The organism is Actinoplanes awajinensis subsp. mycoplanecinus (assembly GCF_001509495.1).
GTDB lineage: Bacteria > Actinomycetota > Actinomycetes > Mycobacteriales > Micromonosporaceae > Actinoplanes > Actinoplanes palleronii.
On sequence record NZ_LLZH01000331.1, the window covers coordinates 111055 to 125034 of the forward strand.

Below are 13980 nucleotides of genomic sequence, written 5' to 3' on the forward strand. Positions count from 1 at the left end.
GCCGGTGCACCTGAACCGGCCGTTCACCTCCGACGGTGCCGAGCGGGGACCGGCAGAGCCAGAGACCGATTGCCCTTCCGGACGAGCGGGCCGAGTGGTAGGTGCGGGTCCTTCCGCGAGGCGGACCGGGACTTTCGGAACCTCCGGCCGTACGGCCGGGCGCTTAGCGTCGAAGCATGGCTCGGCGACGGCGAGCAGGACCGGCGCCCCGTGCGGTGGGACGGGTCGCCGGACGGGTGCACGCCGGTCCGGTGATCGGCCGGGTGCCGCCGCTGGAGCGGGCACGCACCGACGTGGCGCCCCTCGACGGGATGCCGCCACCGGTCTTCGCCGATCCGAGCGGGGTGCGCCGCCGCCGGCTCCGGCGACTGTCGTACGCCGTCGCGGTCCTGCTCGTCGTGCTGGCCGTCGGCTTCTGGCTGAGTCAGCTGCTCGGCGGCGCGCCGGGCTCCGGGGGCCTGTTCCGATGAGCGTCTACCAGGCCACGCCCCCGGCCGAACCGGACCTGACCACCCGGAGCATCCCGGCGCTGCGGCGGCGGCGATCGCTGCTGGGCGCTCTGGTGGTGCTGGCGTCGCTGCTGATGTTCGGCAACCTGCTGGCGGTCGAGGCTTACCTGCGCAGCGGGTACGCACCGGACAGCGCTCCGCAGGGTGTCCGGCCGTTCGGCGCGGTGCCGGCCGCGATCCACACCGGTGGCCCGGTGATCGATCTGTCCGGCGCCCGGGCACGGACGTACCGGCTCCCGGCCCGGACGATCGTGCTGACCTTCGACGACGGGCCCGATCCGGTGTGGACCCCGCGGGTCCTGGACGTCCTGCGTCGGCACCGGGTGCCCGGGACCTTCTTCGTCCTCGGTACGCAGGTGATCCGCAACCCGGCGGTGGCCCGCCGGATCGTCGGCGAGGGCCACGAGATCGGGGTGCACACCTTCACCCACGCGAAGGAGTCCACCCTGCCGGCCTGGCTGCGGAGCCTGGAGAGGTCGGCGACGCTGGGGGCTGTCGCGCACACGACGGGACGCTCGGCCCGGCTGTACCGCCCGCCGTACTCGTCGCTGGTCGACGCGGTCGCCGACACCGACATGCCCGGATTGCGGGAGGCCGGGCGGCAGGGCTACCGGACCGTGCTCAACGACCTGGACAGCGAGGACTGGCGCCGGCCCGGCACGGCGGAGATCCTGCGCCACGCCACCCCGCAGGACGGTGCCGGCGCGATCGTGCTGATGCACGACGCCGGCGGGGACCGGTCGCAGACCGTCGCCGCCCTGGACCTGCTCATCCCCCGGCTGCGGGAACGCGGCTACCGGTTCACCACGGTCTCCGCGGCGCTGGCCGGCGTCGTGCCGCCGGCCAACCCGGCCGCGACGACGGCGGAATCCGCGCGCGGGTGGGCGTTGGTGGGCATGGTCCGCAGCGCCGACCTGACCCTGCGGCTGCTCGACGTGCTGCTGTTCGCCGCCGGCTCACTGATCCTCGCCCGTACCGCGCTGCTGCTGCCGCTGGCCGTGGGCCAGGCTCGCCGGCGCCGCTCGGCGTCCTGGTCCTGGGGCCGGCCGGTCACCGACCCGGTCTCGATCGTGGTGCCCGCCTTCAACGAGGCGACGACGATCGGGCCGGCGGTACGGTCCCTGGCGTTGTCGGCACATCCCGGCGTCGAGGTGGTCGTCGTGGACGACGCCTCGACCGACGCCACCGGTGACGTGGTGCGCGGGCTGGGCCTGGGCAACGTGCGGGTGATCCGGGTCCCGTCCGGCGGCAAGGCGGCCGCGCTCAACGCCGGTGTGGCGTTCGCCCGGCACGACCTGATCGTGATGGTGGACGCGGACACCCTGGTCGAGCCGGACGCAGTTCACCGCCTGGTCCAGCCGTTCGCGGATCCCTCGGTGGGCGCGGTCTCCGGCAACGTCAAGGTGGGCAACCGGCACGGCCTGCTCGGCACCTGGCAGCACATCGAGTACGTGATCGGCTTCAACCTGGACCGGCGGCTCTACGACCGGCTCGGCTGCATCCCGACGGTCCCGGGCGCGCTCGGCGCGTTCCGCCGGCGGGCGCTCACCGAGGCGGGTGGCCTGCCGGTCGACACCTTGGCCGAGGACACCGACCTCACCATCGCCGTGCAGCGCGCCGGGTGGCGGGTGGTGTTCGAGGACGTCGCACGCGCCTGGACCGAGGCGCCGACTGGGCTGCGCCAGCTGTGGCGGCAGCGTTTCCGGTGGAGTTTCGGCACCATGCAGGCGCTGTGGAAGCACCGGCGTGCGGTGGTCGAACCCGGCCGGTCCGGGCGGTTCGGGCGGCGTGGCCTGCTCCTCATCGCCCTGTTCACCGTGCTCCTGCCGCTGCTGGCACCGCTGCTGGACATCATGGCGCTCTACGGTTTCGCCGTCCTCGGCCACCGCGAGGCCGGGCTCGCCTGGCTCGCCATGACCGCGGTGCAGACGGTGACCGCGGTGGTGGCGTTCCGGCTCGACCACGAGCCGCTGCACCCGCTGTGGACCCTGCCGCTGCAGCAGGTCGCCTACCGCCAGCTGATGTACCTGGTGCTCATTCACTCCGCGCTGACCGCCCTGACCGGGCGCAGGCAGCGCTGGCAGAAGCTGCGCCGCGTCGGCGGCGTGGCCGTCCCGGCCGGCACCGGCCGATGAATCGAGAGGAGGCCGGAGATGCCGCACCGCACTGGAGAGCTGCTCGGCGCCCGCTACCGGCTGGACGACCGGATCGCCGCCGGCGGGATGGGCGAGGTGTGGGACGCCACCGACACGGTGCTGAACCGCGCGGTCGCGGTCAAGACGCTGCACGCCGACCGGGCGGTCGATCCGCAGTTCCAGAGCCGGTTCCAGCACGAGGCCCGGGCCATGGCCGCCCTGCACGACCCCGGCATCGCCGACGTGTACGACTTCGGCGGGGGCCGAGGTGACGACGCCTACCTGGTCATGGCCCGGGTGCAGGGTGAACCGCTGGACCGGCGGATCGCCGCACAGGGCCGGCTCGGCCCGGCCGAGACCATGTCGATCGTCGCGCAGGTCGCCCGCGCGCTGCAGGCCGCCCACGACGCCGGCATCGTGCACCGCGACGTCAAACCCGCCAACCTGATCATCGCTCCGGACGGCACCGTCGTCCTGGTCGACTTCGGTGTCGCCCGGTCGGCTCGCTCCGCGGCGCTGACCGGCGTGAACGAGGTGGTGGGCACGGCCGTCTACATCTCGCCCGAGCAGGTCGCCAAGCGTTCCGTGGGGCCGGCCGCCGATCTTTACGCGCTCGGCGTGGTGGCGTACCACTGCCTGGCCGGCCACCCGCCGTTCCTCGGCGACAACCCGGTAGCGATCGCGATGCAGCACCTCGAGGACGATCCGCCCCCGCTGCCGGCGGATGTCCCGGCACCGGTGCGCGACGTGGTCAGCACCGCGATGGCCAAGGATCCGGCGGCCCGGTTCCCGTCGGCTGCGGCAATGGCCGTGGCCGCCGACCACGCCGTGGGCGCGGCGCCGGCTACCACGGCGGCGACGACGGTCCGGATCGACTCCTTGCGTACGGGCCGTGCGTCGCCCCCCGCCGAACCGCCGGCGGAGCGGTCCCGGCGCCGGTCGGTGCTGATCGCGCTCCTGACGGCGGTGCTGGTGGTGCTCGGCGTGGGCGGCGCACTCGCGCTCGCCGACCCGTTCGGCTGGTTCCCGGCCAGCACCCCGCGGCCCAGCACCTCGATCTCCACGACGCCGTCGGCACCGGTCTCGACCGCACCGGGCGGTGGTGGTGGCCCGGCGCCCGGTCACCCGAGCACGCACCCGTCGGCGCCGGCCTCCTCGCCCTCCCCGCCGTCCCCTTCCCCCTCGTCGTCGCCCTCGTCGTCATCCGGCTCCAGTCCGTCGCCGAGTGCCTCCGCCGCGCCCTCCTCGGCCGGCCCGTCGCCATCCACCCGTCCGAGCACGACCACGCCCACCAGTGAGCCCACGGCGTCCCCGCGGGCGTCGGCGTCCTCGTAACGCCGGTCACCGGGCGGTCGCCACGCCGCCGGTGCCCCGGCCGGTGACATTGTCACCGGCGAGCAACACCTCGGTGAGCGGCCGCCGCGGGGTGCGCCCGGCCATCCGGCCGTACCCGATCCGCAGCACCATCTGTGCCCGGGCCGGCGGCGTGGTCAGCATCCGCCGCACCGACGGCACCTCGACCGGCTGGCTGATCGGAGTGGTCGCCAGCCCCAGCCAAGTCGCGGTGAGCAACACCCGCTGCAGCGCCTGGCCGGCGCGCAGCCAGTCACGGGGTGTGTCGGAGTCGGTGGCCAGCACCACGATCGTCGGGTGCGGCTCGAACGGCTCGCTCGTCCGCGGTCCCGGCACGAACTGCCCGAAGTCACGGATCGGCACCGTCTCCAGCGCGTCCCACGGACCCACCGCCCAGCTCGGCACGCCGTCGTGACGCACCTGGCTGCCCGTCCAGTGACTGAGTTCGGCCAGGTAGTCCGGCCGGGCCTTCAGCCGGCGATCAGCGGAGCGGGCCATCTCCAGGATGGCGTCGCGGGCGTGCGCGTCCGCGACGGTCAGCGCCGCACCCTCCCGGCGGGCCGCCGCGCGGATCTGCCGCAGCGGCTCCGGGGGCACCGGAACGTTCGCGAACGGTGCGCGGTTGGTGTGCCGGTGCGGGATCGCGGCGGCGAGGGTCTCGGTGTCACGGTCGGCGCGCGTCGGGCGCACGGCCGTGACCCGGGCGGCGAGTGCCGGATTCTCGGCGGACGGAAAACCCTCCACCCGTACGGCGTAGCCGGCGCTCCGGACGGCGACCCGCAGGGTGAAGACGGCCGCGCCTACGCTGAGCATTTGTTCGCGGCCGTCCGGATCCGCCACCGGCAGGCGGCGGCTCGGGTCGGCGTACACCTCGATCGCCGCGCCGACGATCCGGAACAGCCACGGCTGGCTGTTGTGCAGCGACGGCGCGGCGGTCGCGACCCGGACGCATTCGGTGAGGATTCCCCGCGCCGGCGGGACAGACATGGTCATCGCCCCTCCTTTCGCGGCCGCCGCCCAGCGGTGGCCGGCTCGACGGACGTGCACCTCGAGACACGGTCCCGATGTCACCACGCTAGGTCGGTCCCGGTGGCTCGGGCAGGGCCGGAGGACCTCCCGGTGCGCGCGAGCCGGGACTTTCGGCCCTGCCCGGCCGTCGGGACCAGCGGTGTGCTGAGGGGAAAAGGGAGGTGTCATGGACCGCTATCCACTACAGGTTGAGGCGCGACGCGACGAACCCCTCAGCCGTGGGCTCTGGCTGATCAAGTGGCTCTTGCTGATCCCGCACTTCGTCGTGCTGCTGGTCCTCTGGACCGGCGTGGTGGTGCTCACCCTGGCGGCCTACCTGGCCGTGCTGTTCACCGGCCGCTATCCGGCGTCGATCCGCGCCTACAACCTCGGGGTGCTGCGCTGGAGCTGGCGGGTCGGCTACTACGGCTACGAGGTGCTCGGCACGGACGTCTATCCGCCGTTCACCCTCGCCGACGTCCCGGACTACCCGGCCCGGCTGCGGCTGGACCCGCCGGAACGGATCCCGCGCTGGTTGCCGCTGGTGGCCTGGCTGTTCGCCATGCCGCACCTGTTCATTCTGGGTGCGCTCAACGGGGCGGCCAGCCGGTCGGCCGGTGTCGGTGACGCCTACTGGTACGCGCCGCTCAGCATCACCCTGACCGTGGTGCTGATCGGTGCCGTCGCCCTGCTGTTCACCGGACGCTACCCGCGTGGCCTTCATGATCTGCTGCTCGGCCTGGCCCGGTGGGGTCTGCGCGTGGCGGCCTACCTGATGCTGCTCACTCCTCGTTACCCGCCGCTGCGCCTGGATCAGGGCGCGACCGAACCCGACCCGGTGCCGGACGCCCCGGTCGCGGCGGACCCGCCGGTGCATCCGGCGCGCCCGTCGGCGGTCGGATCGGTCATCGCCCTGGTGGTCGGGGTCCTGATGCTCGCCCCGGGGATCGGGCTGGGGATCGGCGGCGGTGTGCTGCTCGGCCTCGACGCCGCCCGTGACGGCGCCGGGTATGTGACCAGCCCGGAACTGCGGGTCGAGAGCAGCACCGCGGCCATCACCGCGGAGAACCTGACCATCACCGATGCCGGGGTGTGGACCCGGACGGCCGCCGACGTCGGCGGGCTCCGGGTGTCCGCGATCTCGCCGACCGGGCGGGCCCTGTTCGTCGGCATCGCGCCGCAGTCCGCGGTCGACACCTGGCTCACCGGAACCGCGCACGACGAACTGGTCGGTTTCACCTCGGGCCGGGCCCGGTACGAGCGGGCCCCCGGTCCGCTGCGGCCGGCCACCGGGCCCGTGGACCAGTCCTTCTGGCTGGCCCAGTCCTCGGGTGCGGGCACCGCGACCCTGCAGTGGGCGGTCACCGACGGCCGGTACGCCGTCGTCATCGCCAATCTGGACGGTTCCCCGGCGGTCACCGCGGACGTCACCGGGGCGGTCCAGGTGCCCGGGCTGGCCGGGCTGGGCTCCGGTCTGCTGATCGCCGGCGTCCTGCTGTTCCTGCTCGCGGTGGCGCTCATCATTCTCGGCGGGGTCGGCCTCGGCCGCCGGCACAGCCCGCCCCCGCTGGCCGGGCAGCCGCCCACACCGTCGGTGCCGCCGGTGCTGACCGGTTCCTGACCGGCGACGTGTCCGGCCCGGCGGTGCTCACCGCCGGGCCGGATCCGCTGTTCGGTGGCCGCCGCGCCACCCGCCGCTACACCGCGAGCCCCGCGTCCGCCGTCCGCGGTCCGGGTGCACCCGCCCCGGTCGCCGCGTCCGGTCCCACCTGCGCGATGGCCTGACCGCTGGTCGCGTCGAAGAAATACGCCTTGCTCACGTCGATCGCGAGCCGGACCGGCCGGCCGATGGCCAGGTCGGCCTGCTGCGTGACCTTGGCGGTCCACAGCCTGGTACCGGAGGTGTCCTCGACCGCGACCGGCACGACACCGGTCTGCCGCTGCTCGTCCCGGCTCCCATCCCGGGGTGCTTCGAACAGCACGTGCTTCTCGTCGCCGAGCGCCTCGACACCGAGCGGTACGACCTCGATCACCGCCGGGTCGCCCGGTCCGGCCAGCGACAACGCGGCCGGGCGCAGCCCCAGCACCACCGCCGACCCGAGGTGCTCGGCCAGGCCCGGATAGCGCCGCGCCGCGTCCGGGATCTCCAGCTCGAGACCGTCCAGCGCGGCCGTGACCCGCTCCCCACCGCGCAGGCGCACGGTGGCGAAGTTCATGCTGGGCGAGCCCATGAACCCGGCGACGAAGCGGTTCGCCGGCGCCAGGTAGAGCTCCTCCGGACTGCCGACCTGCTGCAGCCGGCCCTGGTCCAGCACCGCGATCCGGTCGCCGAGCGTCATGGCCTCCACCTGGTCGTGGGTGACGTACACGGTGGTGATCCGGTAACGCTGGTGCAACCGGGCCAGTTCGGCCCGCATCGACACCCGCAGTTTGGCGTCGAGGTTGGACAGCGGCTCGTCGAGCAGGAACACCCGCGGTTTACGCACCAGTGCGCGTCCCATGGCGACCCGCTGCCGCTGGCCTCCGGAGAGCGCCTTGGGTTTGCGGTCCAGCAACTCGGACAGTCCGAGCAGGTGAGCGGTGTCCGCCACCTGCGTCGTCAGCTGCGGGGCGGGGACGTGGCGCAGCTTCAGCGCGAACGCCATGTTCTCCTGCACCGTCATGTGCGGGTAGAGCGCGTAGTTCTGGAACACCATGGCGATGTCGCGTTGCTTGGGCGGCCAGGCGGTGACCGGCTCGCCGTCGATCAGGACGTCACCGGAGGTCACCTCCTCCAGCCCCGCGATCATGCGCAGGATCGTCGACTTACCGCAACCGGACGGTCCGACCAGCACCAGGAACTCGCCGTCGTCGATGCTCAGGCTCACATCGTCGACCGCCGCGGTCCTGCCGCCGAAAGTCTTCGTGAGATGTTCCAGCCGGACGATGGACATGCCGCCTCCTCGGATACCGGCAGCCGGCCGACTGAGCCGGCCTGCGACCTCAGTGCAGCGCGCGAGGCGCCGGCGGGCCAGAGGCGCCGGGCGGGTCCGGCCCGGGACATAGGTCCCGCACCGGTGGAACCCGGTCGACCGTCCGGCGGCAGGGCCGAACGACTCCTCGTCGACCGGTCCCCCGGCCCTGCCAGGCGGGCCCGGGGCCCGACTAGCGTCCGGTACGGATGACCGCAGTCGGAAGTCGTGCGGGAGGTCGCGATGCCGATCGAGTCCCGGGGCCGCAAGCCGTGGTTGCCGCCACGCTGGTTCATCCGTGTGGCGTGGTCGGCACACCGTGGCCTGTATCGGGCCACCAACGGTCGGGTGGGGCTGTGGCGACCGCGCGCCGGCGGCTGGGGTGCGCTGCGGTTGTCCACCACCGGGCGGCGTACCGGACGGACCCGCAGCGTCATCCTCGGTTACCTCGAGGACGACGCTCACCTGGTCACTCTGGCGATGAACGGGTGGGGTGCCGGTACGCCCGCCTGGTGGCTCAACCTGCGGGCCGACCCGGAGGCGACCGTGATCACCCGGGACGGCCGGCAACGGGTGATCGCCCGGGTCGCGACCGGCGACGAGCGGGCCCGGCTGTGGGAGCGCTGGCGCAGGATCGACAAGAATCTGGATGCGTACGCGGCGCTGCGTCCGTCGGAGACCCCCGTGGTCGTCCTGGAACCGTTGACCCCCGGCCCGGACCGAACGACCCTGCCCGGCCCGCCGCCATCGGCCTAATCTGGACCACAGGTGAGCCGCGGGCCGGTGACCCGGGGCCCGGGCAGGACCGAGGAGGGGACCCGTGATGGACACATCCGAAACCGTTCTCGTCGGCACCGACGGTTCCGCCCCGGCCGACGCGGCCGTCCGCTGGGCCGCCGTGGAGGCACAACGCCGCGACACCACGCTGACCGTCCTGAACGCCTACGACCCGACCTGGGCCGCCACGCCAGGGCTGCCGCGCCGCGACCTGACACACGCCACCGACCTGGCGGAGACCATCGTGGCCGACGCCCTCCGCATGATCAATACGTTGGCGCCCCGGGTCACCGTGCACACCATGGCCGTTCCCGGCGACCCGGCCGCGGTGCTGATCGAGCAGGCCACGGATGCCGCTCTGCTCGTGGTCGGCCATCGCGGTCGTGGCGGCTTCACCAGCTTGATGCTCGGCTCGGTCAGCCAGCGGGTGTCCACCCACGCGCCGTGCCCCACCGTGGTGGTGCGTGGCCGGGCCCTGGCCATCGACGGGCCCGTCGTGCTGGGTGTGGACAGCTCCGCCGGCTGCCGGCCCGCCCTGCGTGCCGCCTTCACCGCCGCCCGCCGCCGACGCGCGCCGGTTCTCGTCGTGCACGCCTACGCCGAGCCGTTGCCGCCGGTCACCCCCGGCATGGCACCGATCCTGCCGCCCGACCCAGAGGCGGTGGCCAAGTCGCACACCAACGAGGTCGACAGACTGCTGACCGGTCTCCGCAGTGAGTTCCCAGACGTCGACGTCGAACTCCAGGTCGCGACCGGCACGGCCGCGGGCCTGCTGGTCGGTGCCTCGCACCACGCTCAGCTGGTGGTGGTCGGCAGCCGCGGCCACGGCACGCTGACCGGGACCCTGCTGGGCTCGGTCGGTCAGCAGCTGCTGCACCACGCCGACTGCCCGGTGCTGATCGCCCGCAGCTGACCTGCTACCGGCGTTCCCGGTCCGCTCGCCGCGTCACGGCGTGCCACACATCCCGCGGCAACGGAATGCCGCTCCGGTCGTCCATCCGCCGCAGCGCGAACCGGCCGACCGCCATGCCGCAGAATCCGGCGAGCAGATACAGCGCCCGGCTGCCGTCCACGGGCACGTCCACCGGCCCCACGGTCATCCGCAGGGCGGAGGTCAGCCCAGCGAGCGTGCCGGCGGCCGCGACGGTCAGCAGCAGCACGACTCGGGTCATGGACTGGATCAGGCTGAACACCCGGCCCCGGACGTCGTCGGGCACCTCTGCCCCGATCAGGGTGATGCCGCACAGGAAGGCCATGCCGGCGCCCGCACCGACCAGAGCGACCTCGGGCAGCGCCACGGCCGGGGACGGGGTGACCGCCAGCAGCACCACACCCACCGCAGCCAGTTGCACGGACAGACCGAACACGCGGCACCGCGAGAGCCGGCCCACCACCTGCGGACCGACCAGGACGCCCAGGCCGAACCCGACGAACAGGCCACCGAACAACAGCCCGAAGGTGGCGTCACCACCACCGAGGGATCGACTGTAGAAGCGCGCCGCGCCGACCACGATGCCCGCACCGGCGAACGCCCCGAGCAGCCCCACCACCAGGCCACGCAACAACGGGGTACGAGCCAGGTAGCCCAGGCCGGCCCTGATCGCCGCCCGCGAGTCCTCGGCGTGCGCCGCCCGGCCGCGCCCGGAGATCTCGCGGACCCCGAACCCGACCACGGCCGCGCAGGCCAGGAACGTCAAGGCGTCGAAGTAGAGGGCGGCGACGGCCGCACCGCCGTCACCGATGGCCGGCAGCCGGGACGTCCCGGCGAACACCAGCGCGGCCAGCACCGGTGTGACGCCGTACGTGGTGATGATGGTCAACTGGTTGGCGGTCTCCAACCGTCGTGCCGGGAGCAGGTTGGGCACCGCCGCCTCCTTGGCCGGGGCCCACAACATCGCGCCGACCTGGGCGGTGAAGGAGGCGACCGCCGCCCAGCCGACCGCCACCGCATGCTCACCGGTCAGCGCCGCCACGGCCGGGATCGAGGCGAACAGCGCGAAGCGCGTCACGTCGACCGACACCATGATGTGCCGGCGGTCGTACCGGTCGGCCAGCACCCCCGCGAGCGGGCCGAGCAGCAGCCAGGGCAGCAGTTGCACGACGATCACCCCACCGAAGGCCGCCCCCTGCGCCGCCGGCGAGCTGAGCTGTGCCGACGCGAACGAGGACGTCGCCAGCAGTCCGAGCCAGTCACCGAGCGACGAGAGCCCGAACACCAGCCACAGCCGGCGGAACGGCCGAAGGCGCACGACCTCGGCGAGCGCCGACCGGGACAGGGACGCCGTGGCGGTCACCTCTTCACCATCCGCGCCGAGCCGGCGGCGGGCCCAGTGCCGAACGACCCCAACACCGGTGGCCCGGCACCTGTTCTCACTCGGCGATGCCGGAATCGCCCGCTTCGGGCACCACGAACGGATGCTCCTGATCATCGCGGGAGGCCAGCCGCTGCATCACACTGCGATAGTGCGAGCGGCTGATCTCACCGCGCATCAATTGCCCGCTCAACGCACCTTCCAGTGTCGTCGGCTCCGGTACCGAGGTGGCAGACCGCGGGGTGGCGTCCACCTCGGGCTTCCGGTTCTTCGCTGCCCGGAAGGCGGGCCGCGCAGCGAAGTAGGCGAGCGCCGACAGGCTCAGGATGACGATGACCAGTGACAGCATGGGGATCACCTCCGTACTGCCCACACTGGTACGCGAGCCGTCTCGATCAGCAGGGACGAAGGTCCCGGTCCGCGGAGCCGACCCACCCGGACCCCGGGGGCGGTCCTCTCCTCGGCCGCGGGGGCGTCGGCACCGGACGAGGTCGGGACTTGTGCCCCTGCCCGGCCCGCCGGCAACCGAGCAACCATGGAGATGCACCCACCGGCGCGCAGGTGTAGCACCTCGGTGGCGACGGAAAGCGGCTCTCGGGCCAACGACCACGCACCGCCATGATGGTCACCCCCGCCATCGGTGGCCGGCCTGACCCGCCGGTGGGTGTCTGACCGTGTTCAGGGGTGGATACGCATGAGCGGACCGCAACCGACCACGGCGACCGGCATCGAGGTCGTGACGCACGGCCGGGTGCCCGCCGATCTGGTCGCCTACGCCCGGTACAAGGTTCTCCAGGCTTGCCGCCACACCCGGCGGCCGATCCCGCACGTACGCCTGAAACTCAGCTACTGGGAGGACACGCCGGTGTCCCGGCCCGCCCGCGCACAAGCGAACGTGGACCTCGACGGCCGGTTGCTGCGGGGTGAGGTCACCGCGCCGACCATGCGGGAGGCGGTCGACCTGCTGGAGGATCGGCTGCGGCGCCGGTTGGCCCGGGCAGCCCGGCACTGGGAGGCACGTCGCGGCTCCCGGCCCGGGCCCGAGGGGTGGCGGCACGGCTCGGCCGGCCGGCACCCGCTCGCGTACTTCCCACGGCCCGTTCAGGAACGCCGGGTGGTGCGGCACAAGTCGTACGAGCCGGCCCGGACGACGCCCGACGAAGCCGTTTTCGACATGGACCTGCTCGACTACGACGTGCACCTGTTCACCGACGAGACCACCGGGCAGGACGCCGTGGTCTACCGGGCCGGCCCCACCGGCTACCGGCTGGCTCGGTTGCGCCCGGCCGATCGGCCGGCCCCGGCGACCGCCGTGCCGCTGACGGTCAGCGACCGCCCGGCTCCCCGGCTCACCCTCGCCGAGGCGGTCGACCGCCTCAACCTGACCGATCAGCCGTTCCTGTTCTTCGCCGACGTGACGGATGGACGCGGCCGGCTGCTCTACCACCGCTACGACGGCCACTACGGCCTGGTCACCCCTGCGGGTTGAACACCGGGACCCGGCACCGGAGGAGAAAGAGATGGCCACGGGGCAGGACACGATCACGACCGGTACCGCCGTTCCGTTCCGGAACCGGGTCGACGCCGGGGAACGGCTCGCGCACGCCCTGACGTACCTGCGCGGCCAGGACGTCGTGGTGCTCGGTCTGCCGTGCGGCGGGGTACCGGTGGCAGCGGAGGTGGCCCGGGTCCTGTCAGCGCCGTTGGATGTGATCGTCGTCCGCAAGGTCGGCGTGCCGTGGCAGCCGGAGCTGGCGATCGGCGCCCTCGGCGAGGGCGGTGTCAGCGTGCTCAACCCCGGTGTCGTCCGCGCCACCGGGGTGAACCCCCAGGAATTGAGTACGGCGCGGGCGCACACCCGGGTGGAGGTGCAACGACGGGTGCAGGTCCTCCGTGGCGACCGGCCGCGGGTGCGCCTCGCGGGCCGGACCGCCCTGCTGGTCGACGACGGTGTCGCCACCGGAGCGACGGCGCGAGCGGCGTGCCGGGTGGCCCGGGCACAGGGCGCTGACCACATCGTGCTGGCCACGCCGGTCGCAGCGGCCGACGCGCTGGACTCGCTGGCGGCCGTCGCTGACCAGGTGGTGTGTCTCCACCGGGCCACCCGGCTCGGATCGGTGGGACAGTTCTACGTCGACTTCCGGCCCACCCCGGATCACGAGGTGTCCCGGCTGCTCACCGAGGCCGCCGCGACACCGCGCCCCGCCGCCGGACAGCACCCGGCCCGTCCCGGGCCGCCAGCGGATCAGGACGTGACCGTGCACGCCGGGACAGCGTCGCTGGCGGGCCGGTTGACCGTTCCGCCGTCGGCGTCCGGAATAGTGGTCTTCGCCCATGGCAGCGGCAGCAGCCGGCACAGTCCCCGTAACCGGCACGTGGCCGAGGTGCTGCACCGGGCCGGCTACGGCACTCTGCTGTTCGACCTGCTGACCGCCGAGGAGGAGCTGCGGCGTGCGAACGTCTTCGACATCGGACTGCTCACCGGCCGCCTGACCGGGACGGTCGCCTGGGTGCGGGCTCAGCCCGCGACGAGGGACCTGCCGGTCGGCCTGTTCGGCGCCAGCACCGGTGCGGCCGCCGCACTGTGCGCGGCCGCCGTTCCGGGTACGGCCATTCGCGCGGTGGTGTCCCGCGGCGGCCGGCCGGACCTCGCCGGGCCCCGCCTGGCGCAGGTCCACGCGCCGACTCTGCTCATCGTCGGTGGCCTGGACCGCCAGGTCCTCAACCTGAACCGGGTCGCCGCCACGCGACTGCGCTGTGCCCACCGGCTGGCCGTCGTACCCGAGGCGTCGCATCTGTTCGAGGAGGCCGGCACCCTCGACCGGGCGGCACGGCTGGCCGCTGGATGGTTCACCGACCATCTCACCGCGACGCCGGCCGACCCGCTCCCGGCCGGGTCCCGCGGTGGCGAAGTCCGCTGACCCCGGCACCGGAC

The 13980-nt window shown here is 73.5% G+C and carries 12 protein-coding genes and 1 pseudogene; 9 read left to right on the forward strand and 4 right to left on the reverse strand.

The window, feature by feature from the left end; all coding sequences use genetic code 11:
• Window positions 1-176 precede the first annotated feature (176 nt).
• From ADL15_RS45980 to ADL15_RS45990, 3 genes are read left to right on the forward strand one after another with little or no spacing between them, the layout of a single operon-like run.
• Window positions 177-470, forward strand: a complete 294-nt coding sequence (locus tag ADL15_RS45980; protein WP_157442014.1) for a hypothetical protein — start codon at window positions 177-179, stop codon at window positions 468-470.
• On the forward strand, window positions 467-2644 hold the full coding sequence (locus ADL15_RS45985) for a bifunctional polysaccharide deacetylase/glycosyltransferase family 2 protein (RefSeq protein WP_083972556.1): 2178 nt from the start codon (window positions 467-469) through the stop codon (window positions 2642-2644). The genes ADL15_RS45980 and ADL15_RS45985 overlap by 4 nt, the downstream gene beginning before the upstream one ends.
• An 18-nt stretch (window positions 2645-2662) precedes the next feature.
• Window positions 2663-3979 (forward strand): serine/threonine-protein kinase, encoded by a 1317-nt coding sequence (locus ADL15_RS45990; RefSeq protein ID WP_067706167.1) that lies wholly within the window; start codon window positions 2663-2665, stop codon window positions 3977-3979.
• A 6-nt stretch (window positions 3980-3985) separates the two neighbouring features.
• Here the strand turns inward: ADL15_RS45990 and ADL15_RS45995 are convergent, their stop codons facing one another.
• Window positions 3986-4990, reverse strand: a complete 1005-nt coding sequence (locus ADL15_RS45995; protein ID WP_083972557.1) for an Acg family FMN-binding oxidoreductase — start codon at window positions 4988-4990, stop codon at window positions 3986-3988.
• A 202-nt stretch (window positions 4991-5192) separates the two neighbouring features.
• Here ADL15_RS45995 and ADL15_RS46000 point away from each other — a divergent pair, with 202 nt between their 5' ends.
• Window positions 5193-6626 (forward strand): DUF4389 domain-containing protein, encoded by a 1434-nt coding sequence (locus tag ADL15_RS46000; protein WP_067706169.1) that lies wholly within the window; start codon window positions 5193-5195, stop codon window positions 6624-6626.
• Between the two features lie 76 nt (window positions 6627-6702).
• Here the strand turns inward: ADL15_RS46000 and ADL15_RS46005 are convergent, their stop codons facing one another.
• Complete coding sequence (locus tag ADL15_RS46005; RefSeq protein ID WP_067706171.1) at window positions 6703-7938, reverse strand: ABC transporter ATP-binding protein; 1236 nt, start codon at window positions 7936-7938, stop codon at window positions 6703-6705.
• A 261-nt stretch (window positions 7939-8199) separates the two neighbouring features.
• On the opposite strand from ADL15_RS46005, the gene ADL15_RS46010 reads away from it, so the two are divergent.
• Both ADL15_RS46010 and ADL15_RS46015 read left to right on the forward strand, forming a co-directional pair.
• Window positions 8200-8712 carry a nitroreductase/quinone reductase family protein gene (locus tag ADL15_RS46010; RefSeq protein WP_067706386.1) on the forward strand — a complete coding sequence of 171 codons (513 nt, stop codon included), beginning with the start codon at window positions 8200-8202 and terminating at the stop codon, window positions 8710-8712.
• Between the two features lie 67 nt (window positions 8713-8779).
• Entirely contained in the window at window positions 8780-9646 is an 867-nt protein-coding gene (locus tag ADL15_RS46015; RefSeq protein WP_067706173.1) for a universal stress protein, read from the forward strand.
• 4 nt (window positions 9647-9650) lie between these two features.
• On the opposite strand, the gene ADL15_RS46020 is transcribed toward ADL15_RS46015, so the two are convergent.
• Together ADL15_RS46020 and ADL15_RS46025 are read right to left on the reverse strand one after the other, a co-directional pair.
• Window positions 9651-11027 (reverse strand): MFS transporter, encoded by a 1377-nt coding sequence (locus tag ADL15_RS46020; protein ID WP_067706175.1) that lies wholly within the window; start codon window positions 11025-11027, stop codon window positions 9651-9653.
• A gap of 76 nt (window positions 11028-11103) precedes the next feature.
• Window positions 11104-11394: a hypothetical protein gene (locus tag ADL15_RS46025; protein WP_157442015.1), complete on the reverse strand. Its 291-nt coding sequence runs from the start codon at window positions 11392-11394 to the stop codon at window positions 11104-11106.
• Window positions 11395-11739: 345 nt separating this feature from the next.
• On the opposite strand from ADL15_RS46025, the gene ADL15_RS56730 reads away from it, so the two are divergent.
• The 3 genes and pseudogenes from ADL15_RS56730 (at window position 11740) to ADL15_RS56195 (ending at window position 13966) form a co-directional block, all read left to right on the forward strand.
• Window positions 11740-12534, forward strand: a complete 795-nt coding sequence (locus ADL15_RS56730; protein WP_067706180.1) for a sigma 54 modulation/S30EA ribosomal C-terminal domain-containing protein — start codon at window positions 11740-11742, stop codon at window positions 12532-12534.
• Window positions 12535-12565: 31 nt separating this feature from the next.
• Window positions 12566-13087 (forward strand): annotated as a pseudogene (locus ADL15_RS56190) (phosphoribosyltransferase); the annotation flags it as partial.
• 210 nt (window positions 13088-13297) lie between these two features.
• The gene (locus tag ADL15_RS56195) at window positions 13298-13966 is read left to right on the forward strand and encodes a dienelactone hydrolase family protein (RefSeq protein ID WP_394326998.1); all 669 of its coding nucleotides are present in this window, start codon (window positions 13298-13300) and stop codon (window positions 13964-13966) included.
• Window positions 13967-13980: the final 14 nt, after the last annotated feature.

What these genes read in the sequence shown, in the direction of transcription:
- ADL15_RS46000 (WP_067706169.1), top strand. Translation starts at nt 5,193, where the DNA reads ATGGACCGCTATCCACTACAGGTTGAGGCGCGACGCGACGAACCCCTC.
- ADL15_RS46005 (WP_067706171.1), bottom strand. Translation starts at nt 7,938, where the DNA reads ATGTCCATCGTCCGGCTGGAACATCTCACGAAGACTTTCGGCGGCAGG.
- ADL15_RS46025 (WP_157442015.1), bottom strand. Translation starts at nt 11,394, where the DNA reads ATGCTGTCACTGGTCATCGTCATCCTGAGCCTGTCGGCGCTCGCCTAC.
- ADL15_RS46010 (WP_067706386.1), top strand. Translation starts at nt 8,200, where the DNA reads ATGCCGATCGAGTCCCGGGGCCGCAAGCCGTGGTTGCCGCCACGCTGG.
- ADL15_RS45990 (WP_067706167.1), top strand. Translation starts at nt 2,663, where the DNA reads ATGCCGCACCGCACTGGAGAGCTGCTCGGCGCCCGCTACCGGCTGGAC.
- ADL15_RS45980 (WP_157442014.1), top strand. Translation starts at nt 177, where the DNA reads ATGGCTCGGCGACGGCGAGCAGGACCGGCGCCCCGTGCGGTGGGACGG.
- ADL15_RS46015 (WP_067706173.1), top strand. Translation starts at nt 8,780, where the DNA reads ATGGACACATCCGAAACCGTTCTCGTCGGCACCGACGGTTCCGCCCCG.
- ADL15_RS45995 (WP_083972557.1), bottom strand. Translation starts at nt 4,990, where the DNA reads ATGACCATGTCTGTCCCGCCGGCGCGGGGAATCCTCACCGAATGCGTC.
- ADL15_RS45985 (WP_083972556.1), top strand. Translation starts at nt 467, where the DNA reads ATGAGCGTCTACCAGGCCACGCCCCCGGCCGAACCGGACCTGACCACC.
- ADL15_RS56730 (WP_067706180.1), top strand. Translation starts at nt 11,740, where the DNA reads ATGAGCGGACCGCAACCGACCACGGCGACCGGCATCGAGGTCGTGACG.